Source organism: Streptomyces antnestii, assembly GCF_004005495.1.
Taxonomy (GTDB): domain Bacteria; phylum Actinomycetota; class Actinomycetes; order Streptomycetales; family Streptomycetaceae; genus Streptomyces; species Streptomyces antnestii.
Genome location: NZ_RZYA01000015.1, coordinates 160,585 through 184,282, shown reverse-complemented (window position 1 = coordinate 184,282; position 23,698 = coordinate 160,585). Strand labels below are relative to the sequence as shown.

Annotated in this window: 21 protein-coding genes; 7 read left to right on the top strand and 14 right to left on the bottom strand. The window is 71.1% G+C overall.

Features of this window, described 5'->3' with window-relative positions:
- The first annotated feature begins 180 nt into the window (after positions 1–180).
- Together EOT10_RS27780 and EOT10_RS27775 are read left to right on the top strand one after the other, a co-directional pair.
- Positions 181–555 (top strand): helix-turn-helix transcriptional regulator, encoded by a 375-nt coding sequence (locus tag EOT10_RS27780; protein WP_317617365.1) that lies wholly within the window; start codon positions 181–183, stop codon positions 553–555.
- A 121-nt stretch (positions 556–676) separates the two neighbouring features.
- Positions 677–2,113 (top strand): tyrosine-type recombinase/integrase, encoded by a 1,437-nt coding sequence (locus EOT10_RS27775; protein WP_127831081.1) that lies wholly within the window; start codon positions 677–679, stop codon positions 2,111–2,113.
- Between the two features lie 15 nt (positions 2,114–2,128).
- Here the strand turns inward: EOT10_RS27775 and EOT10_RS27770 are convergent, their stop codons facing one another.
- On the bottom strand, positions 2,129–3,121 hold the full coding sequence (locus EOT10_RS27770; protein WP_127831080.1) for a L,D-transpeptidase: 993 nt from the start codon (positions 3,119–3,121) through the stop codon (positions 2,129–2,131).
- A gap of 202 nt (positions 3,122–3,323) precedes the next feature.
- On the opposite strand from EOT10_RS27770, the gene EOT10_RS27765 reads away from it, so the two are divergent.
- Positions 3,324–3,875, top strand: a complete 552-nt coding sequence (locus EOT10_RS27765; RefSeq protein WP_127831079.1) for a glycoside hydrolase family 25 protein — start codon at positions 3,324–3,326, stop codon at positions 3,873–3,875.
- Positions 3,876–3,897: 22 nt separating this feature from the next.
- Here the strand turns inward: EOT10_RS27765 and EOT10_RS27760 are convergent, their stop codons facing one another.
- From EOT10_RS27760 to EOT10_RS27750, 3 genes are all read right to left on the bottom strand, one after another.
- On the bottom strand, positions 3,898–4,557 hold the full coding sequence (locus tag EOT10_RS27760) for an NADPH-dependent F420 reductase (protein WP_127831078.1): 660 nt from the start codon (positions 4,555–4,557) through the stop codon (positions 3,898–3,900).
- A 169-nt stretch (positions 4,558–4,726) separates the two neighbouring features.
- Positions 4,727–4,942, bottom strand: a complete 216-nt coding sequence (locus tag EOT10_RS27755; protein WP_127831077.1) for an EF-hand domain-containing protein — start codon at positions 4,940–4,942, stop codon at positions 4,727–4,729.
- 41 nt (positions 4,943–4,983) lie between these two features.
- Positions 4,984–5,901, bottom strand: coding sequence for a helix-turn-helix domain-containing protein (locus EOT10_RS27750; RefSeq protein WP_127831076.1), 918 nt, complete (start codon positions 5,899–5,901; stop codon positions 4,984–4,986).
- A 58-nt stretch (positions 5,902–5,959) separates the two neighbouring features.
- Here EOT10_RS27750 and EOT10_RS27745 point away from each other — a divergent pair, with 58 nt between their 5' ends.
- Complete coding sequence (locus tag EOT10_RS27745) at positions 5,960–6,604, top strand: GNAT family protein (RefSeq protein ID WP_127831075.1); 645 nt, start codon at positions 5,960–5,962, stop codon at positions 6,602–6,604.
- Between the two features lie 16 nt (positions 6,605–6,620).
- Here the strand turns inward: EOT10_RS27745 and EOT10_RS27740 are convergent, their stop codons facing one another.
- The 6 genes from EOT10_RS27740 to EOT10_RS27715 form a co-directional block, all read right to left on the bottom strand.
- Positions 6,621–7,808: a YncE family protein gene (locus EOT10_RS27740; protein WP_127831074.1), complete on the bottom strand. Its 1,188-nt coding sequence runs from the start codon at positions 7,806–7,808 to the stop codon at positions 6,621–6,623.
- Complete coding sequence (locus tag EOT10_RS27735; protein ID WP_127831073.1) at positions 7,805–8,590, bottom strand: polysaccharide deacetylase family protein; 786 nt, start codon at positions 8,588–8,590, stop codon at positions 7,805–7,807. The genes EOT10_RS27740 and EOT10_RS27735 overlap by 4 nt, the downstream gene beginning before the upstream one ends.
- A gap of 314 nt (positions 8,591–8,904) precedes the next feature.
- A complete protein-coding gene (locus EOT10_RS27730; protein ID WP_189492149.1) occupies positions 8,905–9,408 on the bottom strand; it encodes an ATP-binding protein in 504 nt (167 codons plus the stop codon).
- 283 nt (positions 9,409–9,691) lie between these two features.
- Complete coding sequence (locus EOT10_RS27725; protein WP_127831071.1) at positions 9,692–10,459, bottom strand: enoyl-CoA hydratase/isomerase family protein; 768 nt, start codon at positions 10,457–10,459, stop codon at positions 9,692–9,694.
- Positions 10,460–10,542: 83 nt separating this feature from the next.
- On the bottom strand, positions 10,543–11,742 hold the full coding sequence (locus tag EOT10_RS27720) for a L,D-transpeptidase (protein ID WP_127831070.1): 1,200 nt from the start codon (positions 11,740–11,742) through the stop codon (positions 10,543–10,545).
- A 187-nt stretch (positions 11,743–11,929) separates the two neighbouring features.
- Entirely contained in the window at positions 11,930–13,129 is a 1,200-nt protein-coding gene (locus tag EOT10_RS27715) for a L,D-transpeptidase (protein ID WP_223281243.1), read from the bottom strand.
- A 174-nt stretch (positions 13,130–13,303) separates the two neighbouring features.
- Here EOT10_RS27715 and glgX point away from each other — a divergent pair, with 174 nt between their 5' ends.
- The gene (gene glgX, locus EOT10_RS27710; protein WP_127831068.1) at positions 13,304–15,610 is read left to right on the top strand and encodes a glycogen debranching protein GlgX; all 2,307 of its coding nucleotides are present in this window, start codon (positions 13,304–13,306) and stop codon (positions 15,608–15,610) included.
- 189 nt (positions 15,611–15,799) lie between these two features.
- Here glgX and EOT10_RS27700 read toward each other — a convergent pair whose 3' ends face one another.
- Genes EOT10_RS27700 through EOT10_RS27685 form a run of 4 tightly spaced genes read right to left on the bottom strand, consistent with a single transcriptional unit; the run spans position 15,800 to position 19,478 of the window.
- A complete protein-coding gene (locus tag EOT10_RS27700; RefSeq protein WP_127831067.1) occupies positions 15,800–16,465 on the bottom strand; it encodes a response regulator in 666 nt (221 codons plus the stop codon).
- Positions 16,455–17,741 carry a sensor histidine kinase gene (locus tag EOT10_RS27695; protein ID WP_127831066.1) on the bottom strand — a complete coding sequence of 429 codons (1,287 nt, stop codon included), beginning with the start codon at positions 17,739–17,741 and terminating at the stop codon, positions 16,455–16,457. Before EOT10_RS27695 ends, EOT10_RS27700 begins: the two co-directional genes overlap by 11 nt.
- Positions 17,742–17,778: 37 nt before the next feature.
- Positions 17,779–18,543 carry an ABC transporter permease gene (locus EOT10_RS27690; RefSeq protein ID WP_127831065.1) on the bottom strand — a complete coding sequence of 255 codons (765 nt, stop codon included), beginning with the start codon at positions 18,541–18,543 and terminating at the stop codon, positions 17,779–17,781.
- On the bottom strand, positions 18,540–19,478 hold the full coding sequence (locus EOT10_RS27685) for an ABC transporter ATP-binding protein (RefSeq protein ID WP_127831064.1): 939 nt from the start codon (positions 19,476–19,478) through the stop codon (positions 18,540–18,542). Before EOT10_RS27685 ends, EOT10_RS27690 begins: the two co-directional genes overlap by 4 nt.
- A gap of 173 nt (positions 19,479–19,651) precedes the next feature.
- Here EOT10_RS27685 and EOT10_RS27680 point away from each other — a divergent pair, with 173 nt between their 5' ends.
- The gene (locus EOT10_RS27680) at positions 19,652–21,601 is read left to right on the top strand and encodes an ABC transporter ATP-binding protein (protein WP_127831063.1); all 1,950 of its coding nucleotides are present in this window, start codon (positions 19,652–19,654) and stop codon (positions 21,599–21,601) included.
- Positions 21,598–23,508, top strand: a complete 1,911-nt coding sequence (locus EOT10_RS27675; RefSeq protein ID WP_127831062.1) for an ABC transporter ATP-binding protein — start codon at positions 21,598–21,600, stop codon at positions 23,506–23,508. The genes EOT10_RS27680 and EOT10_RS27675 overlap by 4 nt, the downstream gene beginning before the upstream one ends.
- The last annotated feature ends 190 nt before the right edge of the window (positions 23,509–23,698 follow it).

Below are 23,698 nucleotides of genomic sequence, written 5' to 3'. Positions count from 1 at the left end.
GCGACCACTCTGTAGGTGTTGCCGGAGCGCAGCACCTTGACCGGGCACTCACACCCTGCTTGGCGAGTGCGCACCCAGTGGACCGCCCTATCATCAGCGCTCTGTCCGAGATGCCGGCATCGAACACAGCCGGTAAGGCCAGTAGCTCGTCGCCCGTCAGTCCTCGGATGCGTGCTGGCGATGCGGACCTCGACTGACGCCTTCTATCTCAAGAATCCGGTTCGCCCAACTCGCCATTTCTCCGGAATCTCATCCTGTCATCGCCCCACACACGACAGGAGTCGACGCATGCCGGAGCCGCGCGGAGCATCCCACACCGCCTTCTTGACCCTCCCCCGAGCTGCTGAGTACCTCGGTATCTCACCCAACACGTTGTACGTCTGGCGACACCGCCGACAGGGGCCTCCCAGCTTCCGCATGGGGCGGCGCGTGATGTACCGGATCTCGGCGCTCGACGAGTGGGTCTGTGATCAGGAACGAGCGGACTCCCGCTCCAACCGCACCCTTGACCCGCTGAACCGGAAACCGCAACGGCGCCCGGAGGCCGCGAAGTAGCGCAGTGACTTGTGCATCCGTCCTCCCTCGAGAAGAGACCCTCCGAACGGGGATTGGAACGTGCCTCAGACCGCGTTAGCACCGACCAACTCGTGATCACGCACCACTGGAGGACACCGTAATGGCGGGCTACATAGAGGACCGATGGCTGAAGAAGCGCCCCGACAAGCTGACGGGGAAGCGGGAACGGACCGCGATCTACGGCACCGGGAAGCGCTACCGGGTCAAGCGGATTCCCGGCATCCAGGACCGGTCGTTCCACACGAGCGAGGACGCGAAGCAGTGGCTCGCCAGCGCCAAGACGGACTCCAGCCGTGGCGAGTTCGTCGACCCCCGCAAGGGGGAGATCCTTCTCGCCGACTACATCGTCGAGCACTGGTGGGCGGGCCGCTCCGACGAGCCCTCGACGGCGGACTCAATGCGCAGCCGCGTCTGGAACCACATCATCCCGTTGGTGGGCGACTACGCTCTGCGTGAGATCGACGCCTCCGCTCTACGGACCTTCAAGGCAGGACTGCTCACGAGGGTCGAGGAGTCGACGGCAGAGGTGATCTGGGGGCACCTGTCCTCGATCCTCGGCAGTGCCGTCGACGATCAGCGTCTGCTGCGCAACCCGATGAAGGTGAAGAACAGCGTCAAGCCCCCACGAGCGATCGACAGCAAGGCCAAGGCGTGGTCACGTGAGGTCGTCGACGCCGTCCGCGCGGAGTTGCAAGACCGCTACCAGATCGCGGTCGATCTCGGCATCGGCCTCGGGCTGCGCCAAGGCGAAGCGTTCGGTCTCGCCGAAGAGGACTTCGACTTCGCGGCTGGAGTCGTCCACGTCCGCCGCCAGCTCAGGTGGGACATCAAGGGGCGTCCCTACTTCTCGCTCCCCAAGGGGCGCAAGACCCGCGAGATCCCCCTGCCGGCCAACCTCGCGCTCCGGGCCCGAGCTCACTTCCGCCGGTTCCCGTCGACTTCCTGCACGTTGCCCTGGCGGAACCCGGAGGCCCCCACCACAGCGCTCGAGGAGCGCCAGCGGAAGCCGATCACGGTCGACCTGATCCTCACCTCGTCGCACGGCAACCGCATCTACTACCGCACCTGGAACGACCGCAGCTGGAAGCGTGCGCTCGCCGCCGCCGGGCTGATCAAGCCCGTGGGCGAGAAGGTGCGGCACGACGGCGACCGGATTCGCCGGGTCCCGCGCTATGCAGCCCCACGCGAGGACATGTTCCACGTCCTCCGCCACACCTACGCGAGCGTGCAGCTGGAGGCCGGCGAGTCGGTCGTCAGCCTGTCCAAGTGGCTCGGGCACTCGACACCGAAGGTCACACTCGACCACTACGCTCACTTCATGCCCGGTGCGGGGCAGCGAGGACTCGCCGCGATGGATGCCTGGCTGCGGGACCCCTCGCGGCCGAAAGTCCCTGAGAAGTCCCTGCTGGCATGCAGGGCCACTCAGCTACCCCCGAACGTGCAGGTCAAGGGCATAGTGCGACAGGGCGCCGACATGTCCGTGAAGTACAAGGAGACGGCCCGCGGCGGCCTCGCGGTGAACATCATCGAGTGCTGAGCCGCCGCGCTCCCCTCACAGCGTCGCCGTGGTCCCCTCCCCCGACCCGCTGCCCGCGAGCCACTGGTCCCAGCTCAGATTGAAGGCCGCGTAGCCGTTGTCGGCCGGGGCCTTGGCGCGCGGTGAGCCGGTGATGGTCACCGGGTCGCCCTGCTTGACCTGGCCGTAGAACCACTTGGCGTCGGACAGCGACAGGTGGACGCAGCCGTGGGAGCCACGGGCGCTTCCGCTGCCCGGGTTCGGGTCACCGGTCGAGTAGTGGACGTACGTGCCGGACTGGGTGAGGTGGACGTCCCAGGGCAGCGTCAGGTCGTAGTAGTTGGCGCTGCCCTTGTTGCAGCTGATGCCGACGCTGCAGGACGTCATGTGGACCTTCTCCTGCTTGTCGATCACCGCCATCGTGCCGTTCCACGTGGGGTACTCGGCGCTGCCCGCGTTGATGGACAGGGTGCGCACGGCCGCGCCGTTCTTCGTGACCTTCATGGTGTGGCCGGAGACGGAGACGTCCGCGCGCACGTCGTCACCGACCTTGAAGGTGTGGGTGTAACTGTGCGTGCCGTAGCGGCCGTTGCCGTTGCTGACGCCCTCCATGTCGGCGACGACCTTCACCTTCGTACCGGAGGGCCAGTACTTCTTGGGCCGCCAGTCGGCGCGCTTGTCGCCGAACCAGTGCCAGGCGCCGGCCACCGGCTGCGAGGCGCTCACCTTCATGTGCTTCTCGACCGAGGCCCGTGCCTTCTCGGCGACCGGGTCGGTGAAGACCACCGAGACCGGCATCGCGACGCCGACCGTGGCCCCGCTCAGCGGTGTGATCGTCTCGAGCAGCATCGGCGGGCCCTTGGGCTTCGTGGGCGAGGGCGAGGCGCTCGCGGTCGCCTTCCCCGCCCCTTTCCCGTCGTCCGCGCCCGCCTTGTCGCTGCCACTGCCGCTGCCGCAGGCGCTCGTCCCCACGAGCACCGCGACCGTCACGAGCGCGATCCCTATACCGCCAACCTTGCGCCGTCCCACGGCTTTCCCCCACTCTCCGTCGCTGGCACCCCTGGTCGGGGCCCGGCTCAGTGTCAGACCCCGGCACCGGCAGACGTAGTTGCACACGGTCGCGTAAAACGTGTCCCAAGATTGCGACCTTCGCCAAGGCGCACCCGGAACGAGCGCGGATCAGGGACGATGGAGATCCGGTCCCGTCGCCCCACCGACCAGGAGGCCAGTCATGCTGCGCGGCATCGATGTCAGCTCGTACCAGTCCACGTTCCACACGGACGGTCTGTCGTTCGTCTTCATCAAGGCGACGGAGGGCCGCAGTTACGTCAATCCCCATCTCGCGAGCCAGACGAAACTGGCACGGAACGGCGGCTGCGTCGTCGGTTTCTACCACTTCCTGTGGCCGGGGAACATCACGGCGCAGGCCGAGTACTTCGTGAGCAAGGCCCCTGAGAAAGCAGGGGACTTGCTGGCCGTGGACTGGGAGACGACCGGGGACGGGACGCACGCGAGCAATGCGGACAAGGACCACTTCATCCAGGAGGTGAAGCGCCTGCGCCCGCACCACCGGGTCCTGCTCTACACGAACAGGAATTTCTGGCTGAACGTGGACACGACGTCGTACGCGGGCGACGGGCTCTGGATCGCCGACTACGTGACGGCGGGCCATCCGCGTATCCAGGCGAAGTGGCGTTTCCACCAGTACACGGACAGCCCGCTCGACAAGGACGTCGCCGCGTTCACGAGCGAGAGCGCGCTGCGGGACTGGGCCACCCCGTAACGCGCTCTCGCGGCAGGGTGGTTCAGGCGCGCCACTCCGCCGTGCGCGTCGGGGACGCCTCGGAGAGGGCCTTGCGGACGGTGTCCGCGTTCGCCGCGAGGCCGTAGACGGGGGTGCCGGGCTGCTGGCGCCAGGACTCGTCGAGGCCGCCCGTGTCCACGGAGTCGAAGCCGATCTCGTCGAGCAGGCCGCGTACGACGGCCTTGGCCGTCTCGTCGTCGCCCGCGACGGGCAGGGCGATGCGCTCGGGGTCGCCCTGCGGGCGCGGCCTGTCGAGGAGGTCGTGGGCGTAGGTGCCGTTGAAGACCTTGACGACGGGGTGGCCGATCTGGAGCTCGGTCCAGCGGCTCTCGGGCAGGCCCTCCTCGATGGCGGCGATGCGGCCGTCGCGCTGCTGCGGGTAGTAGTTGCCGGTGTCGATGACGGTGACGCCCTCGGGCGCGTCGTCGAGGAGTCCGTCCGGGAGGCCGGGGACGGCCTTCATGGGGATGGTGATCACGACGACGTCGGCGCCGCGGGCGGCCTCGGCGACGGTCACCGGCGTGGCGCCCGTCTCCTCGGCGAGGGCGCGCAGGGTCTCGGGGCCGCGCGAGTTGGCCACCGACACGTCGTGGCCGGCCGCGGTGAAACGCCGGGTGAGATTGCCGCCGATGTTGCCGGCGCCGATGATGCCGATCTTCATGTCGTGCCCTTCCGGAGGTGCGTGCGGGGTGACACGGCGCTCAACCGGCACTCCGGTGACCCTATTCCGGCCCACCGGCCATTCGGGTCGTCAGGGGCGGGCACGACGTCGAGGGGGCGCCCGCCGGGATTCCGGTGGGCGCCCCCTCGAGCAGCCGGGGTCTCAGCGCTCAGGCCTTGTTCAGGTTCGCCCAGAACTCGTCGAACGAGAGGACCTTGTCGCCGTTGGCGTCCTGCCGGGCGATGAGGGCCTCGGCCACCGACTCGGTGACGTTGAAGTCGCCCATCTGCGCCATCGCGCTCTTGTACTCGGCCGCCGTGATGAAGCCGTCGCCGTCCGCGTCGAACCGCTGGAACGCCTTGCGTGCTTCCTCGATGTCCGCCACCGGGTCCACCCCTTCTTGCTGTAACACTGACGGGGGTCAGGTTATCCGCCGGTCCGGGCGCGCAGTGCGGCGACCACCCACGCGAACTCCTCCTCGTGCCGGGGCAGCGTCTCCAGGCCCCGCACCAGGGACACCAGGTCGCGGAACCGGGCCACGTCCTCATTGGCCGCGGCCTCCATGCGCTGCAGTACGGCAGCCAGGTCCGCGTCGCCGCCGAGCAGGCCGCGCAGCACCTCCTCCGCCTCGGGCGACTCGGGGGCGACGCCGCCCTGCAGGGCCTCGCCGGCGAGCTGCACCAGGCGGCTCATGAACCACAGGGAGCTGCCGGCCGGCACACCGGGGCCGCGGTCGGCGACGTTGAACTCGATCATGCTGCGCATGTGTGCCCGGAACTCCGGGTTCTGCATCAGTTCGGCGAGCTCGACCCAGGCGTCGACCTGTCCGGCCGTCGGGTCGTCCGGCAGGTCGGGGACCATGACCCGGATGCGGTTGCGGATGTCGGGGTCGGCGGCGTCCAGGCCGCCGAAGGTCTCCTCCATGAAGTCGTCGATGATGTGCTTGCGCTCGGCCGCGCTCAGCCGTGCCAGCTTGTTCATCAGGCCCATCTCCTCTGCGCTCGATTTCCTCTTCGCGACGGTCGACAGGACGGCCCGGTTCAGCCGCAGCGCCCGGATCTGCGCGTCGAGGGCCGACACGTGCGCGGCGGCCACCGACGCGATGTCCGACTCCCCGTCCACCACACGGCGTACGTCGTCCAGGCCCAGGCCCAACTCCCGCAGGGTGCGGATGAGTTCGAGCCGGGCGAGGGACTGTGCGTCGTACAGTCGGTAGCCGCCCGAGCTGCGTCCCACGGGTGGCAGGGCGCCCATGTCGGACCAGTAGCGGATGGTGCGCACCGACAGGCCGGTGCGTCGGGACAGCTGCCCGATGGTGAGCAGCCGCGGGCCGTCATCGATCATGTGAGGGAGTCTGGGCCTTCCAGTGGGTGGAGACTCAAGCGAGCCGAGGGGGAACGTCATGCCGGGCACTCTGCGGGACATTCTGGACGGGGCCGCGCGCGGGGTCTTCCCGCCGCCGGACGGGGGCACGACGGTGGTGCCGCAGGCGGATCGGCGGGACGCGGGCGTGCTTGCCCTCACCGCACACTCGGTGGTGTTCACGGACGAGGACCCGCGGTGGGTGTACGAGACCCTTGGCGCCCTGGACTGCGATCCGCTGGCGGCGACGATGAATCCGCGGTTCCTGGCCGCACTCATGGACCGGACGGGGCGCCGGCACGACACGACGGACCTGCTGACGGTGGCTCCGGCGCTGGCGGGCGAGCCGCCGGTGGCGCTGAAGGAGCTCACGGACCCGGACCATCCGCGGGTGACGCGGGCGCGGGGGCGCCGCGACGACGTGCGGGTGTGGGCGGCGGACGGCGGCGTGGTCGTCCTGGGGCGCGGGGTCGCGGGCCGCTGGGAGACGGCGGTCGAGGTGGACGAGGAGGCGCGCCACCGGGGCCTCGGCCGGCTGCTCGCGGTGGCGGCCCGGCATCTGGTGCCGGGCGGCGAGCCGGTGTGGGCACAGCAGTCGCCGGGGAACGCCCGCAGTGTGCGGGCGTTCCAGGCGGCGGGTTACCGTCCCGTGGGCGCGGAGGCCCTGTTCGTCGCGCCCGAGTGAGCGCCCGCGTGAGCGGCTAGCGGAAGATGCCGGTGTGGCCGAGGGAGTAGCGGCCGGGCTGCGGGTACACGGCGAGGCCGTGCGGGCCGTTGCCGACGGGGATGCGGGCGATCTGCTCGCCGGTGCGGGTGTCGATGGCGTACACCTCGGCGTTGTAGCGGCCGGACAGCCACAGGGTCTTGCCGTCGGCGGAGACGCCGCCCATGTCGGGGCTGCCGCCGTGGGGCAGCCTCCACTTCTTGGTGAGCCGGTTCCGGGTGAAGTCGAAGATGGAGATGGTGCCTTCGCCGCGGTTGGAGATGTACATCTCGCGGGAGTCGCGGCTGACATAGAGGCCGTGGGCGCCCTTGCCGGTGGGCAGGAGGGTGGGGGTGGTGAACTTGTCGCCGTTCAGGACCCACATGCCGTCGGCCACCATGTCGGCGATGTAGAAGGTCTTGCCGTCCGGGGAGATCTTGACGTCCTGCGGCATGGCGCCCTTGAACGGCAGTTTCTGCTGGTCGACGACCTTCATCTTCGCCGTGTCGACCTTGAGGAGTTCGCCGCTGAACTCGCAGGAGACGATGAAGTACCGTCCGTCGGCGGAGAAGTCGGCGTGGTTGACGCCGTAGCAGCTGACGGGCTCGGTCTTGACCCGCTTCATGGTGTGCGCGTCCCGGAACACCAGCTCACGGTCGAGCGAGGCCATCACGATCGCGTACTTGCCGTCGGGCGTGAAGTAGAGGTTGTACGGGTCGTGGACGTCCACCCGCTTGCCGGCCTTGCCGGTCTTCGGGTCGATCGGGGTGAGCGTGTTGCCCTTGTCGTCGTTGACCCACAGCGTCTTCATGTCCCAGGACGGCACGACGTGCTGCGGCTGGCGGCCGACCGGGATCGTGTCGATGACCTTGAAGGTCTTGGGGTCGATGACGGAGACGGTGTCGGACTCGGTGTTGGGGACGTAGACGCGGGACGGGAAGTCCTTGACGACCGGGGACAGTTGGTTCGGCCGGTCGGCCGCGTAGACGTCCTTCGGGTCGAGGACCGGCGGCATGCCGGGCAGGCCCTGCACGGCCGGCTTCGGCTTGGCCGGCTTCGCGGCCCCGTGCGTGCCGAGCGCCTCGGTGGCCCGGTCCTTGGAGTCGCTGCTGCAGCCCGCGAGAGCGGCGAGGGCGGTGGCGGCGGCGATCAGGCTTGCGGTGATGCGGGTGCGGCGCGGTGTCATGTCAGCAGCTCCGTGGTGGTCACCGCGGTCAGGCCGCGGCGGTCGAGGTCTTCCAGGAGGGCGGGGAGCGCGGCGACCGTGCCCGCGTAACCGAAGTGCAGGCTCACGACCGAGCCGTCACGGATCTCCGAGGTGACCTTGCGGGTCACCGCGGCGGCGCCCGGCGAGGTGAAGTCGAGGGAGTCGACGTCGTACGAGAGGACGTGCGGGTAGCCGACCGAGCGGGCCACGCGCTCGACGAGCGGGGTCGCGTGCGGGGTGCGGGAGGGCCGGAACCAGGTGCCGATGGATCCGGTGAGCCGGTGCAGCCGGTCGGCGCAGCCGGCGATCTCCGCGTGCGCCTCGGCCTCGGACATCGCGTCGATGTCGCGGTGGTGGAGGGTGTGGTTGCCCAGGTCGTGGCCGCCGTCGAGGATGCGGCGGGCGACGGCGGGGTGCTCGTCGAGCCAGGTGCCGACCGCGAGGACGGTCACCTTGGCGTGCGCCTTCTCGGCTTCCTTGAGCACCGCGTACGCGATGGCCGGGTCGCCCTGTCCATGGAAGGTGAGGGCGACGCGGGGCCGGTCGCGGGGGCCGTGGGCGATCTGAGCGGGCAGGCCGGGGAAGGCGCGGGGCGCGGGGGCCGGGGGTGCTGCGCGGGCGGGGTCGGCCGGGCGCGCGGAGTGCCCGGCGGCCACCGGGTCGTGGGCGGTGGTGGAGCAGCCGGTGGTCAGGGCGGCGGCGGTGAGTCCGGCGCCGAAGCGGAGGGCTCCGCGGCGATCGGTCGTGGTCACCCGCCCCATTTAAGGGCGGTAAGCCGTGAAAGGGGCTTATCGACCCGAGGGTCTTAACAAATACTGGACGGGGCCTGTAATAAATCTTCATTTGGCAGGCCCGTGGGTCACATCACCGACGATTCATTTGGCCTTGGGGGCGGCGGTCTGCCATAGTCGGTTGCACGACCCCCATTGACCCGGGCTCGGTCGTCAACAGTCGCCGTGGATAACACCCCCCACCTTCCGCGGCGCTCCACGGAAGCCCCCGCGGCGCCCCACAACGGCGAGAACGGGGGCTTTCGTGTACCGCTTTTCACGCACCCCGCCAGAGCGGCTTCGGCTCAGCGGTCGGCGACCCGCATCTCGAACCAGGTGGTCTTGCCGCGCGGCAGCAGGTCCACGCCCCAGCGGTCGGACAGCTTGTCGACGAGGAAGAGACCGCGCCCGCTGACGTCGAGCTCGTGGACGGGCATCAGACAGGGGAGGCCGCGCGAGGGGTCCCGCACCTCGACCCTGATCCAGCCGCGCCTGCGCACCATGCGTAACCCGAAGACCCTGGCCCCCGTGTGCCGCACCGCGTTCCCGACGAGCTCGGAGACGAGCAGCACGGCGTCCTCGGTCATCTTGGGCGAGAGCCCCCAGTGCCGCAGCACGACCACCTGGGCGAGCCTGCGCGCGGTCGCCGCCGACTCGGGCCGCGACGGCAGTGGCACCTCCGCCTCGGTCGGATTGCCGAACAACTCCAGCGCTTTCAGAGCCCGTTCGTCCTCGACCGCAGGCGACCAGCGCGCCGCGGTCGCACTCCCGTGCCTCCGCGGCTGTTCGATACCCTCCAGCCCCGCCATGCACCCATCATGGCTGCCCAGAGCGGGTTGCGGGGCCGTTCCCGCCGAATAAGCCCCCCGGAAGCTTCCATTCCGGGGGGACGGATTGGCATATGCCGTTGGCAGATAGTCCCCGACCGCGCACCATCTGACCTGCGAGGACGACCCGGCCGGGGCGGATCACGGGCCGCGAGGGGCCATACGGGCTTAAGGTTCTCTTAAGGCTGCGATAATCCGCCCCAACGAGGGACAACGGGCGAGACGGCCCGTCAACTGCAAGCGGATCAGGGGAAGTTAGGGCGAGTCAGAGGAACTTCGCCTTGCCCGGGCCCTCCTCGACGAAGCTCCGCATCCCGCGCTCGCGGTCCTCGGTGGCGAACAGGCCCGCGAACCAGTTCCGCTCGACGGCGAGACCGGTGTCGATGTCCGTCTCCAGGCCCACGTCGATGGACTCCTTCGCGGCGCGCAGCGCGAGCGCCGGCCCCTGCGCCAGCTTCGCGGCCCAGGCGTGCGCCTGCTCGTAGACCTCGGCGGCGGGCACCACACGGTCCACCAGGCCGATGGCGAGGGCCTCTTCGGCCTTCACCTGACGGCCCGTGAAGATGAGGTCCTTCGCCTTGGAGGGGCCGACGAGGCGCGCCAGGCGCTGGGTGCCGCCCGCACCCGGGATCAGGCCGAGCAGGATCTCCGGCTGGCCGAGCTTCGCGTTGTCCGCGGCGATCCGGAAGTCGGCGCACAGGGCGAGTTCACAGCCGCCGCCGAGCGCGTAGCCGGTGACCGCGGCGACGACCGGCTTGGGGATGCGCGCGACGGCCGTGAAGGAGTCCTGCAGGGCGCGGGACCGCACGATCATGGCCGCGTGGTCCATGACCTGCATCTCCTTGATGTCCGCACCGGCGGCGAACGCCTTGTCGCCGCCCCGGACGACGACGGCGCGCACGTCGTCGCGCCGCGAGGCCTCCTCGGCGAGCTCCTTGATGCGGTCCTGCGTGGCGATGTCCAGCGCGTTCATCGGCGGCCGGTCGAGCCGGATCGTGCCGACGCCTTCGGCGACTTCGAGGTAGGCAGTCATGGACAGCAGGTTAGTGCCGGTTAACGGAAGAGGCCCGGTGCACTTGGTCACAGTGCACCGGGCCTCTTCTTTACGGAAGAAGGTCAGGCCTTCCACTTCTCCCAGGACATGTTCCAGCCGTTGAAGCCGTTGTCCGGGGCCACCGTCCGGTCATGCGAGTTCTTCACCTCGACGACGTCACCGATCATCGAGCTGTTGAAGAACCAGGCCGCCGGCACCTTGCTGTCGTAGCCACCGCGTACGTCGCGCAGGCCCACGCAGCCGTGGCTGGCGTTGTAGTTGCCGAAGGCGCCGCCGCCCCAGTAGTTGCCGTGTATGAAGGTGCCGGACGTCGTCAGGCGCATCGCGTGCGGCACGTCCTTGATGTCGTACTCGCCGCCGTAGCCGACCGTCTCCCCGTTCATCCGGGTCACGGCGAGCTTCTCGCTGATGACCATCTGGCCGTTCCACGTGGAGTAGCCCGGCTTGCCCGTGGTGATCGGGAGCTTCTTGACGGTCTTGCCGTCCCGCTTGACGGTCATCATGTGCGTCTTGGCGTCGACCGTGGAGACCTGGCTGCGGCCGATCGTGAACTTCACGGTCTTGGCCTGCTTGCCGTAGACGCCCGGCCGGCCCTCGACGCCGTCGAGGTTGAGCCTGACGGTCACCTCGGTGCCCGCGGCCCAGTACTTCTCGGGGCGGAAGTCGAGGCGGTCGTTGCCGAACCAGTGGCCCTCCACCGGCACGGACGGCTCCGTCTTGATCTCGATGGCCTTCTCCACGTCCTCCGGGTGCGTGATGCCCCGAGTGAAGTGGACCGAGAACGGCATGCCCACGCCGACCTTCGAGCCGTCCTCCGGAGTGAACTGGCCGATGAACGTGTTCTTCGGGACCAGCGTCGTGAAGGCGACGTCCTTCGCCGACGCACGGCCCGCCGCGTCCTTGGCGACCGCGTGCACCTTGTACTTCGTGGAGGCGGCCAGGTGGTGGGCGGGCGTCCAGCCGGCACCACCGTCCACGATCTTCCCCTCGACCGGGTTGCCCTTGGTGTCGGCGACCTTCACCTCGGTCAACTTGCCCTTGTCCGCGGTGATCCGCAGGTCCCCGCTGGTGGCCACGCCGTCCGTGCCGTCCTTCGGGGAGACCGTGACGACGGCCTGGGACGGCTTGTTGGTGTCCGCCTTGCCCGAGTCGCCGCCCTTCCCGTCGTTCCCCGCACCGGAGCCGCCCCCTCCGCCGCACGCGGTGACCAGTAGCAGAGCGGCCCCCAGCAGGGCCCCCGATATCGGTCGTCGCCCGTTCAAGATCTTGTTCTCCCCTCGCGCACGGCCGGTCAGGCCCGCACCCCAGCGCGTCCTAGCGCGCACAGCGACAGATAACCACACGACCTGCGGTTATGGATCCCCACGTATGTCACCGTTCAGTCCCAACTGGACGCTCAGGAACCGGCCGTGGCGCGGTCCGCCGGCCGGGCGCCGACCGGGCGCCGGCTCAGCGCACGGCCGAGCCCGCCGTCCACTCCTTCCAGCTCATGTTCCAGCCGCCGAGACCGTTGTCGGGGGCGACGGTCTTGTCCTTGCTGTGGACGACTTCGACGACGTCGCCGATGAGCGTGCGGTCGAAGAACCAGCCCGCGGGCGTCGCCGAACTGCCGCCCTTCACATCGCGAAGGCCCACGCACCCGTGGCTCTCGTTGCGGTTGCCGAAGGCGTCGTCCGCCCAGTAGTTGCCGTGCAGGAACGTGCCCGACGTCGTCAGCCGGATCGCGTGCGGCACGTCGGGGATGTCGTACTCGCCGCCGAGCCCGACGGTGCGGCTGTTCATGCGGGTCACTTCGAGCATCTCGCTGACGACCATCTTGCCGTTGTACGTCGTGTTGCCGGGCTTCCCCGCCGTGATGGGGAGGGTGTCGAGGAGTTCGCCGTCGCGGCGTACCTGCATGGTGTGTTCGGCCGCGTCGACCAGGCTGACCTGGCTGCGGCCGACGGTGAACCCGAACGTCCGGTTCTGCATCCCGTACACGCCGGGGGCCGCCTCCACGTCGCGCAGCCGCAGGGCGACGGTGACCTTCGTGCCGGGCTTCCAGTAGGTGCGCGGCCGGAAGTCGAGGCGGGATCTGCCGAACCAGTGCGCCCGGACGTCGACGGCGGGCGTCGCCGTGATGTGGACGGCGCGCTCGACGGCGGCGCGCCTCGCCTCGTCGATGTCCCGGTTGAACTCCAGCGAGACGATCATTCCGGTGCCGACCGTGGAGCGGTCCTCCGGCGTGACGTAGCCGATGAACCGCTCCTGCGGGACGGACGTCGTGAACGTGGTGTGGCGGGCCGAGCGGTGGCCCTGCCCGTCGAGCGCGACGGCGTCGACGGTGTACTTGGCGGCGAGCGCGAGCCGCCCCTCACCGGCCGGCCGCCATCGCATCCCGTCGTCGTCGATCCGGCCGGGGACCGGGATCTCCTGCGCGTCCTCGATCTTGACGACCTTGACCGACTCCAGGCGCCCGTCCGGGACTCTCACCTCGATCGGGCGGTCGGCCCGGACGTCCTTGCTCCCGTCGGCCGGGACGACCCTGATCGTGTCCTCGGGGGACCTCGGCTTGCCGAGCAGTTCGTCCGTGGCGGTGCATCCGGTGACTCCGGTCAGCACCGCCGCCCAGGTCAGTACGGCGGCCAGCGTGGCCCCTGCGCGTCTCACAGCTGTTCTCACGCCCGTCCCAACGACCGTCCCCCCGCCGGGGAAACGTGAGTGCGAGCCGACCGGTGGGCAGAACACTGGGGAGGACGACGCGACGGGGAGCCGCGGACGGACGCCGCGCGCCCTTCCCCTGCCGGTGGCGCCGGCCCGACCGAGCCGCGGGAGGCATGACAGGTGGCGAGCGCACCCGAGCAGGAGGCACCACAGGAAGCCCTGGCACAGCGGGCCGCGGCGCTGCCGCCGGCCCGCACCGCGACAGGCGGGGACGGCCGGCGCACGAGGGACCGGACGCCGCCCGTCGAGCCGGTGTGGCCGGGCGCCCCGACGCCGCTGGGCGCGCGGTTCCGGGTCGGCCCCGACGGCACGGCGGGCACCAACTTCGCGCTCTGGGCGGGCGGCGCGGAGTCGGTCGAGCTGTGCCTCTTCGACGAGGCGGGCCGCGAGCGGCGCGCCCCGCTGACCGAGCTGACGCACGAGATCTGGCACGGCTTCGTCCCGGACGTGCTGCCGGGGCAGCGGTACGGGTTCCGGGTGCACGGCCGCTGGGACCCGTGGACGGGGGCCCGCTGGAACCCGGCGAAGCTGCTCCTCGACCCGTACGCGCGGGCCGTGGACGGCGACTACTCCTCGTGCGGACTGCCGCCCGAGGTGTACGGGCATGTGCGGGACTGGCCCGAGCAGCATGTCGCCGACACCGTGCGCGACGGCCGGGACTCGGCGCCGTTCGTCCCCAAGGGGGTGGTCGTCCACGACGACGCGCCCGACGACGAGTGGTGCGACGACCGCCGGCCGAAGACGCCGTGGGCGGACTCGGTGATCTACGAGCTGCATGTGAAGGGCTTCACCGCGCTGCATCCGGGGATCCCGGAGGAACTGCGCGGGACGTACGCGGGGCTCGCGCATCCGGCGGCCGTGGAGCACCTGGTGAAGCTGGGCGTGACGGCGGTCGAGCTGCTGCCGGTGCACCAGTTCGCGCACGAGGACCATCTGCTGCGCCGTGGCCTGCGCAACTACTGGGGCTACAACTCCGTCGGCTACTTCGCCCCGCACGCGGCGTACGCGGCGTCGGGGACGGGCGGGCAGCAGGTCGGCGAGTTCCGGCGGATGGTGCGGGCGCTGCACGAGGCCGGGATCGAGGTCATCCTCGACGTGGTCTACAACCACACGGCGGAGGCGGGCGAGCTCGGCCCGACGCTGTCCCTGAAGGGCATCGACAACCGCGGCTACTACCGCCTCCAGGGCGACGCCCGCCGCTACGCGGACTACACCGGCTGCGGCAACACCCTGCACGTGGTGCAGCCGCACGTGCTCCGGCTCATCACCGACTCCCTGCGCTACTGGGTGACGGAGATGGGCGTGGACGGCTTCCGTTTCGATCTGGCGGCGGCGCTCGCCCGCTCGATGCACGACGTGGACATGCTGTCGCCGTTCCTCGCGGTGATCGCACAGGATCCGGTCCTGCGGCGCGTGAAGCTGATCGCGGAGCCCTGGGACGTGGGTTCGGGCGGCTATCAGGTCGGCGCGTTCCCACCCCTGTGGACGGAGTGGAACGACCGCTACCGGGGCGCCGTGCGGGACTTCTGGCGCGGCGCCCTGCCGGACGTGCGGGACCTGGGCTACCGCCTGTCGGGGTCGAGCGACCTGTACGCGTGGGGCGGCCGGCGCCCGTACGCGTCGGTCAACTTCGTCACCGCCCACGACGGTTTCACGCTGCGCGACCTGGTGAGTTACGAGCACAAGCACAACGAGGCCAACGGCGAGGGCAACCGGGACGGCTCCGACGACAACCGCTCCTGGAACTGCGGCGCCGAGGGCGAGACGGCCGACGAGGATGTACTCGCCCTGCGGCGGCGGCAGTTGAGGAACCTGCTGACGACACTGCTGCTGTCCACCGGCGTGCCGATGCTGGTCGCGGGCGACGAGCTGGGGCGCACACAGCGCGGCAACAACAACGCGTACTGCCAGGACAACGCGATCAGCTGGGTGGACTGGTCGCTCCTCGAAGAGCCGGGCTGGCGGGCCCTGTTCGACCTCACCGCGCGGCTCGTCGCACTGCGGCACGCCCATCCGGTGCTGCGCCGGCGCGCGTTCTTCTCCGGGCGCGCGCACTCGGCCGACGGCCTGCGTGACCTCGCGTGGTTCACGGCGCGCGGCACGGAGATGACGGAACGGGACTGGTACGCGCCGGCGGCCACGCTCGGGATGTACCTCTCCGGGCGCGACATCCCGGGCCGCGACGCGCTGGGCGCGCCGGTGACGGACGACAGCTTCCTCGTGGTCCTGCACGCAGGGGACCACGAGGAGAGTTACGTCCTGCCCGGCCGGCCGTGGGCGGACGCGTACGAGGTCGTGGTGGACACGGCGAGCGAGGAGCAGACGGCCGCGCCGGGGGTGACCCACGCGGCGGGCACGGCGATCACGGTGCCGGGCCGGTCCGTCCTGCTGCTACGGGCACTGCCCCTGGAGGCGGGACCGGTCTAGGGCGTACCCGGCGGATCACGGCCGGGGCCGCGACTCCCCCAGCTACCACTGGGAGGTGCCCCCATCCGCACGGCACCTCGCCGCGTTGCCGAAACGACCGGATGGCTCCGCTGTCAGGACGCTCCGGCGCCTTGCGATGCACCGCACCGGACGCCGCGACCTGTCCGACCCCTGATCCGCCGGCACGCCCTAGCCGAGGATCTTCCTGTCGTACGCCACCGCGACGGCGGCCGCGCGGTCCTTCACGCCCAACTTGCCGTAGACGTGCGTGAGATGGGTCTTCACGGTCGCCTCGCTGATGAACAGGACGCGGGCGATCTCCTTGTTCGACGTGCCCTTGGCGACCAGGGCGAGGACCTCGCGCTCCCGCGCCGAGAGGGGTTCGCCGGCCGGGGCGGACGGGCTCCGGACGGCGGTCACGAGCCGGGAGGCGACCGCCGGGGACAGCACGGTGCGGCCGTCGGCGGCGGCCCGGACGGCCGTGAACAGCTCCTCGCGCGGGGCGTCCTTGAGGAGATAGCCGGTGGCGCCCGCCTCGATCGCCGGGAGCGTGTCCGAGTCCGTGTCGTACGTGGTGAGGACGAGGACGCGGGAGCGGGCGCCGCGGCGGGTGAGCTCCTTGATGGCATCCACGCCGTTCCCGCCGGGCATGCGCAGGTCCATGAGGACGACGTCGGGGTCGAGGCGGGCGGCGAGGTCGACGGCCTCGACCCCGTTCGACGCCTCACCGAGGACCGCGAAGCCGTCGGCCGACTCGAACATGCCGCGCAGTCCGTCCCTTACGACGGGGTGGTCGTCGACGATCAGCAGGGAGATGACGGCCGGTTCGCCGGCGCGGGCGGGGTCACTGGTCATGGCGCACCAACGGTACGCGAGCCGACACGGCGGTGCCTGTGCCGGGCTCGGACTCCACCGTCAGCGCTCCGGCGATCCGTTCGGCGCGTGCCCGCATCCCGTCGAGGCCGAAGCCGCCGGTGCCGGTGCGGGCGGGCAGTTCCAGGGGGTCGAAGCCGCGGCCGTCGTCGCGCACGTCGAGCGTGACCTCGCCGGCCATGTAGGAGAGCGTGACGCCGAGCCGGCCGGCGTGCGCGTGCCGGGCCGCGTTCGACAGGGCCTCCTCGGCGATCCGCAGGAGGGTCGCCTCGATCTCGTCGTGCAGCGGCTCGGTGGTGCCGGTGACGGTGAACTCGGCCCGTACGCCGGTGCGCCGGGACCAGTCGTCGACGGTCTTCTTCAGTGCCTCGGGCAGGGACGCGTTCTCCAGGGCCGCCGGGGAGAGGTTGTGCACGGAGCGGCGGGCCTCGCCGAGGCTGTGCCGGGCGAGGTCGGCGGCGCGGTCCAGATGGACGCGGGCCTGCTGCGGGTCGGCGGTGCCCGCGACGACCTGGAGCTGGGCGATGATCCCGGTCAGGCCCTGCGCGATGGTGTCGTGGATCTCCGCGGCGAGCCGCCGGCGCTCGTCGGCGACGCCCGCCTCGCGTGCCTGGACGAGGAGTTGGGCGTGAAGGGCGGCGTTCTCGTCCATGGCCTCCTGGAGCGCGGTGTTCGTGCGCTCCAGTTCGGCGATCGTCTCGGCCTGGACGCGGGCGCGTTCGTTCTCCTTGGCGTTGAGGTGGCCCATGATCGCGGCGAGTGTCGTGTTGACGGCCAGGAGGCCGCCGAACACGGCCCAGCCGACGGGGCCGTGCGGCGGCAGGCCACCCGACTGGGACCCGGCCACGACGACGACCGCCGCGACCACGCCCGGCCTGACCATGCGGCGTGGCAGCAGCCGTTCGACGTCGAAGTAGCCGCAGGCCCCGTAGAACGCGAAGAACGGGTTGATCCAGGCGACGACGAAGCTGATCGCCCAGCGGACCCAGTAGTTGAAGATGCTGGCGGCGCAGGGGCCCGGCCTGGTGCGCATCGCCCGGACCCACCACACCTGGAGGACGAACGCGGCGAGGGACAGCGACCCGACGACGTACCAGTCGGACCGGTCCATGCCGACGACCTGGGACGTGGCGATCGACATCGTGAGGCCGATGCCGAGGAGGCCGAAGGGGCCGTAGCGGTGGAAGTTCGCCCAGCGCTCCTCGACCGTCAGGGCGGCGTCCGCCGCGGCGCCGCCCTGGTCCGTCTGCGTCGTCATGCGCACAGTCTGCACGGCCGCGGCGGTGGTCACCGGGTCACTCCCAGCGGAACCAGCGCGACGCGGCGCCGGACAGGAGCAGGGTCCACACGGCGAGGACGCCCAGGTGGGACCAGCTCGGCCAGTCACCGGCGGCGGCCTGGCCCAGGGCCTCGGCGGCGGCGCCGAAGGGCGAGTACGCGACGATGTGCGCGAGCGCGCCGGGCATCGCCTGGACGGGCAGCCAGACGCCCGCGCAGAACATCATCGGGAAGAAGACGACGGAGCCGATCGCGTTGGAGATCTTCGTCGTACGCGACAGGGCCGACACGAGGGCGCCGAGCGCCAGGGCGACGAGGACCGCGAGCACGAGGGCCAGCAGGTAGCCCGCCGCGTGCCTCGGCAGCGGTACGCCGAAGGCGATCCGGCCGACCGCGAGCGAGAGGACCGCCGAGCACAGGGCGGCGGCGCCGTGGATGCCCATCTGCGCGCCGAGGAGCGCCGCGGGGCGCACCGGAGTCGTCGACATGCGGCGCAGGATGCCGCGTTCGCGGTAGCCGGTGATGACGGGCGGCATGGACTGCAGACCGGACATGATCATCGCGAGCAGCACGGTTACGGGGACGTACGCGTCGACGAGGCGGATCCCGCCGAGAGACTTGTCGGCCTCGCGGAAGGAGGGGATGGAGCCGAGGATGACGAGCAGGACCGTCGGGAACACGACGATCCAGAAGAGGCCGGCGGGCTCGCGCCCGAAGAGCCGGAGCTCGGTCCGCAGGACGGCGCGGTTCGGCGAGGTACGCGTGAGGGTCGCGGTGCTCATGACTGGCCGACTCCCGTGAGGTCGAGGAACGCGTCGTCCAACGTGGCGTCGGACACGCGGAGTTGGTGGGCGGTGATGTGGTGGCGGGCGAGCAGCGTGAGCACGGCGTTGACCGTCTCGTCGGTGCCGCCCAGGGTGACGCGGCCGTCCTTGTGCTCGACGGACGCGAGCGCGGGCAGGTCGCGCAGCGCCTCCTCGTCGAGCGGCACGGACGGCGTGAACGACATGACGGTGGACGCCGCGGCCCGGCTGATGAGTCCCGCCGGGGTGTCGAGGGCGGCGATCCTGCCCTGGTCGATCACGGCGATCCGGTCGCAGAGGCGCTGTGCCTCCTCCATGAAGTGCGTGACGAGCAGGACGGTGACGCCGCTGTCGCGGACGTCCTCGATGAGCTGCCACGTGTCGCGGCGGGCGCGCGGGTCCAGGCCGGTGGTCAGCTCGTCGAGGACGACGACGCGCGGGTTGCCGATCAGGGCGAGCGCGATGAACAGGCGCTGCTTCTGGCCACCGCTGAGCTTCGCGAACCGGGTGCCGAGCTTGTCCGTGAGGCGCAGGCGTTCGGCCAGGGGGCGCCAGTCGGCGGGGTCCGGGTAGAAGGCCGCGTACAGTTCGAGCGCCTCGCGGACGGTGAGTTTCGGCTGGAGTTCGCTCTCCTGGAGCTGGGCGCCGAGGATGCAGGTGACCTGGTCGTGGTCGGCCACGGGGTCGAGTCCGGCGACCCGCACGCGTCCGGCGTCGGGGACGCGCAGTCCCTCGACGCACTCCACGGCGGTCGTCTTGCCGGCGCCGTTCGGGCCGAGGATGCCGAAGATCTCGCCCTCCGCGACGGTGAACGAGAGGCCGTCGACGACGGCCCGCCCGGCATAGACCTTGCGGAGCCCGGAGACCTCGATCAGGGGCCGCGTGCCCCGCGCTGCGCTCTGTGTCGTCGTCATGCTCCGAGAATCCCCGCACGGGCCCTCGCCCGGCATCGCCCATCGCGCTCGAACGGGCATCAGCCGATCGGTTGATACGGCGCTACGACTTTGACGGGGCGGACCACGGCGCGAGGGCGTTCGCGCCGGAAACCCGGTGGCGTTGTCAGTACCGATCCGTAGTCTCACCTCTGATGCCCACTACACATGCACCGGCCACGGAACCCGACCAACTCCCCCCGGCGGCGGAGCAGTCCGCCGTGCGCACCCTGCTGCGCCTGTGGCCGTACGTGCGGCCCGTGCGGGCGCGCTGGGCCTCGGCGGCGGTCGTCGCCGTGGTCGCCTCCTGTCTGTCGCTCGTGTTCCCGATCGTCCTCAAGTGGATCGTGGACGGGCCGGTCACGGACCACGACCCGGGCGGGGTGTGGCTGGGCGCAGGCATGCTGCTCGCGCTCGGGGTCACCGAGGCGCTGCTGTTCGGGCTGAGACGGTGGCTGGTGGCGCGCCCCCTCGTGAGCGTCGAGGCGGCCATGCGGGCGGATCTGTACCGGCATCTGCAGCGGCTGCCCGTCGCGTTCCACGACCGGTGGGCATCGGGCCAGCTCCTGTCGCGCGGGACGACCGACCTCATGGTCGTCCGGATGTTCCTGGCCTTCCCGCTGACGTTCCTGATCGTCAACGGCGTGACGATCGCCGCCGGCTTCGTGCTGCTCCTCGCGCAGGACTGGGGCCTCGGCCTCGTCCTGCTGGCGCCCGCGCTGCCGCTGATGGTGCTCTGCTACCGGTTCGAGTCGGCGTACGCGGCCGTGTCGCGGCGCGCCCAGGACCAGGTCGGGGACCTGACGACCGTGGTCGAGGAGTCCGTCCTCGGCATCCGGATCATCAAGGGGTTCGGCCGGCACCGCAGCCAGGCGCGGGCCTTCCGCGACCTGTCGCGCACGCTGCGCGGCACCGAGCTCACGAAGGCCCGTCTGCTCGCCGGGATCCTCGGGGTCATCACGCTGCTGCCGGAGCTGGCGCTGGGGGCCGCGCTCGTGCTCGGGTCGGTGCAGGTCGCCGACGGGAAGCTGTCCGCGGGGACGCTGGTCGCCTTCCTGTCGACGGCGCTCGCCCTGCGCTGGCCGATCGACTCGATCGGGTTCCTGCTCGCCATGAGCCAGGAGGCGGCGACGGCGACACGACGGTTCTTCGAGGTCATGGACGCACCGGAGGAGAGCTTCGAGGTCATGGACGCACCGGAGGAGAGCTCGGAGACGGCGGCTGGTGCCCCCGGGCAGGCCGACGCCCCCGGGCGGGAGGACGGCGCGGGGCGGGAGGACGGCGTCGGCGGGCTGCGGTTCGAGGGCGTCCGCTTCCACTACCCGGACGCGCCCGAGGCGTCCGAACCCGTCCTGGACCACATCGACCTGCACATCAGATCCGGCGAGACCCTGGCGCTCGTCGGGGCGACCGGCAGCGGCAAGACGACCCTGACCGCGCTCGTGCCCCGGCTGCACGAGCTCAGCGGCGGGCGGATCACGCTCGACGGGCGCGACATCGCCGCGATGGAGCGCGAGGAACTGCGCACGCTCGTCTCCGTCGCGTTCGAGGAGCCCACCCTGTTCTCGGCGTCCGTCGCGGAGAACGTGCTGATGGGCGCGGCCGGCGCGGACGACTCACAGCTCGACCGCGCGCTCGGCGTCGCGCAGGCCGCCTTCGTGAAGGCGCTCCCGGAGGGGGCGGGCACGCAGGTCGGCGAGCAGGGGCTCAGCCTGTCCGGCGGGCAGCGGCAGCGGCTCGCGCTCGCCCGCGCGGTCGTGGGGCGCCCGCGCTTCCTCGTCCTGGACGACCCGCTGTCCGCGCTCGACGTGCACACGGAGGCCCTGGTGGAGGCGGCCCTGCGGGAGGTGCTGGCCGAGAGCACCGCGCTCGTCGTCGCGCACCGGCCGTCCACGGTGCTGCTCGCCGACCGCGTGGCCCTGCTGTCGGGCGGGCGGATCACGGCCGTGGGCACCCACCAGGAACTGCTGCGCGACAACGCCGAGTACCGGCATCTCATGTCCGGAGCCGGCACCTCCAGATCCGACACCTCCGGATCCGGCACCTCCGGAGCCGACACCGAAGAGGACGGGCCCGAGGGGCGCGAGGGGAAGGGCACGCGATGACCACGACGACCCGGCCGGACCGTACACCGCGGGATCCGGCGGCCGAAGGCGGCGACGACGGCAAGGAGCTGCGGCTCCCCTCCCCCGACTCCGCCGACTCCCCCGACTCCCCCACCGACCCTTTCGACCAGGACGACCTGCCCACCCCGAAGGGCGCGACCGGCGCGCTGCTGCGCTCCCTGCTCGCGCCGGGCCGCCGCACGGTGTGGCTCGCCGTGCTGTGTCTGCTGCTCCAGCAGGCCGCCGTGCAGGCGGGGCCGCTGCTCGTCGCGTACGCCATCGACCGGGCGGTGCCGGCCTTCCGCGCGAGCGACCACGGCCCGCTGATCGCGGTGGCGGCCGGCTACCTCCTGGCGGCGTCCTGCTCCAGCCTCTTCCAGTACGCGTTCGTCCGGGTGTCGGCGCGGGTCAACCAGAACGTGCTGCTCGACCTGCGCGGCCGGATCTTCCGCCACGCGCAGGCCCTCAGCGTCGACTTCCACGACCGCTACACGTCCGGCCGGCTCATCTCGCGCGCGACGACGGACGTCGAGTCCCTGCGCGAACTGCTCGCCGAAGGGCTCCAGGAGCTCATCAACATCGTCCTGGCCGCCGCCTACATCACGGCGATGCTGCTCTGGCTCGACGTGGGGATCGGCGCCGTGGCCGCCCTGTCGTTCCTGCCGCTCGCCGTCCTGATCCAGCTGTACCGGCGGCGCGCGGCCCGCGTGTACGCGGTGCGGTCCTCCGCGATCGCCCGCGTCATCGTGAAGTTCGCCGAGACGATGAACGGGATCAGGCCGGTGCGCGCCTTCCGCCGTGAGCGCGCCAACGACACGGACTTCGCCGGGCTCAACCACCGTCACGAGCGGGTCAACGGCGACGCGATGCTGGAGATGGCGCGCTACGTGGTCGGCTCCCGGCTCCTCGCGAACACCGCGGTGGCCGGAATCGTCCTGTGGGGCGCCTACCGCGTCGCCGACGGCACGCTCGAACTGGGCGTGCTCGCGGCCGCGGTGCTGTTCGTCCGCCGCCTGTACGACCCCATCGACCGGCTCGCGATGTTCCTCAACTCCTACGAGTCCGCGGCCGCTTCGCTGCGGAAGATCGCCGGCCTGCTGCACCAGACGCCGACCGTGCCGGAGCCGTCGTCGCCGCGCGGGCTGCCCGAGGCGGCGGCGGACCGGCCCGGCCGCGAGGTCGTCTTCGACGGGGTGTCCTTCGGCTACCGCACCGGCGGCGAGGTGCTGCCCCGCTTCGATCTCACCCTGCCCGCAGGCCAGACCGTCGCGGTCGTCGGCTCCACGGGCGCGGGCAAGTCGACGCTGGCCAAACTCCTGGCCCGCTTCTACGACCCGTCGGCCGGCCGGGTCCTGCTCGACGGCGTCGACCTGCGCGACCTCGGCACCGCCGAGCTGCGGCGGGGCGTGGTGATGGTGACCCAGGAGGCGTTCCTGTTCTCCGGCACGGTCGCCGAGAACATCGCGATCGGGCGGCCCGAGGCGAGCCGTGAGGACATCGAGCGCGCGGCGAAGGCGATCGGCGCGCACGACTTCATCACGGCGCTGCCGGACGGGTACGACACGGATGTGCGCAAGCGCGGGGGTCGAATTTCAGCCGGGCAGCGGCAGTTGGTGGCGTTCGCCCGCGCCCTGCTCGCCGACCCGGCGGTCCTCATCCTCGACGAGGCCACCAGCTCCCTGGACATCCCCGGCGAACGGGCGGTGCAGCGCGCGATGCACACGGTGCTGCGCGGCCGGACGGCGGTCGTCATCGCCCACCGCCTGTCGACCGTGGAGATCGCCGACCGCGTTCTGGTCATGGAACACGGGCGGATCGCGGAGGACGGGACCCCGGACGAACTGATCCGCGGTACAGGAGCGTTCGCCGATCTGCATCGCGCCTGGCGGGACAGCGTCGTCGGCTGAACGCGCTCGGGCACGCACCCGCGACGCCCGGGCGACGGCTCCGTATATCGAACGTGAACCTCCGGGCAACGGACTGTTTCCGGCCAACATGTTGACGCGCTCCTGACAGACAACGCTCTCTGCTGCCACTCTTCCCTCGGCTCGCTCAGCTGCCCCACAGCTGATCGGGCGGGGCCGGTTCACAGGCTGA

What these genes read in the sequence shown, in the direction of transcription:
- EOT10_RS27750 (WP_127831076.1), bottom strand. Translation starts at nt 5,901, where the DNA reads ATGATCGATGACGGCCCGCGGCTGCTCACCATCGGGCAGCTGTCCCGA.
- EOT10_RS27675 (WP_127831062.1), top strand. Translation starts at nt 21,598, where the DNA reads ATGACCACGACGACCCGGCCGGACCGTACACCGCGGGATCCGGCGGCC.
- EOT10_RS27740 (WP_127831074.1), bottom strand. Translation starts at nt 7,808, where the DNA reads ATGACACCGCGCCGCACCCGCATCACCGCAAGCCTGATCGCCGCCGCC.
- EOT10_RS27760 (WP_127831078.1), bottom strand. Translation starts at nt 4,557, where the DNA reads ATGAAGATCGGCATCATCGGCGCCGGCAACATCGGCGGCAATCTCACC.
- EOT10_RS27735 (WP_127831073.1), bottom strand. Translation starts at nt 8,590, where the DNA reads ATGGGGCGGGTGACCACGACCGATCGCCGCGGAGCCCTCCGCTTCGGC.
- EOT10_RS27730 (WP_189492149.1), bottom strand. Translation starts at nt 9,408, where the DNA reads ATGGCGGGGCTGGAGGGTATCGAACAGCCGCGGAGGCACGGGAGTGCG.
- EOT10_RS27680 (WP_127831063.1), top strand. Translation starts at nt 19,652, where the DNA reads ATGCCCACTACACATGCACCGGCCACGGAACCCGACCAACTCCCCCCG.
- EOT10_RS27745 (WP_127831075.1), top strand. Translation starts at nt 5,960, where the DNA reads ATGCCGGGCACTCTGCGGGACATTCTGGACGGGGCCGCGCGCGGGGTC.
- EOT10_RS27695 (WP_127831066.1), bottom strand. Translation starts at nt 17,741, where the DNA reads ATGACGACGCAGACGGACCAGGGCGGCGCCGCGGCGGACGCCGCCCTG.
- EOT10_RS27765 (WP_127831079.1), top strand. Translation starts at nt 3,324, where the DNA reads ATGCTGCGCGGCATCGATGTCAGCTCGTACCAGTCCACGTTCCACACG.
- EOT10_RS27775 (WP_127831081.1), top strand. Translation starts at nt 677, where the DNA reads ATGGCGGGCTACATAGAGGACCGATGGCTGAAGAAGCGCCCCGACAAG.
- EOT10_RS27725 (WP_127831071.1), bottom strand. Translation starts at nt 10,459, where the DNA reads ATGACTGCCTACCTCGAAGTCGCCGAAGGCGTCGGCACGATCCGGCTC.
- EOT10_RS27685 (WP_127831064.1), bottom strand. Translation starts at nt 19,478, where the DNA reads ATGACGACGACACAGAGCGCAGCGCGGGGCACGCGGCCCCTGATCGAG.
- EOT10_RS27700 (WP_127831067.1), bottom strand. Translation starts at nt 16,465, where the DNA reads ATGACCAGTGACCCCGCCCGCGCCGGCGAACCGGCCGTCATCTCCCTG.
- EOT10_RS27780 (WP_317617365.1), top strand. Translation starts at nt 181, where the DNA reads ATGCGGACCTCGACTGACGCCTTCTATCTCAAGAATCCGGTTCGCCCA.
- EOT10_RS27690 (WP_127831065.1), bottom strand. Translation starts at nt 18,543, where the DNA reads ATGAGCACCGCGACCCTCACGCGTACCTCGCCGAACCGCGCCGTCCTG.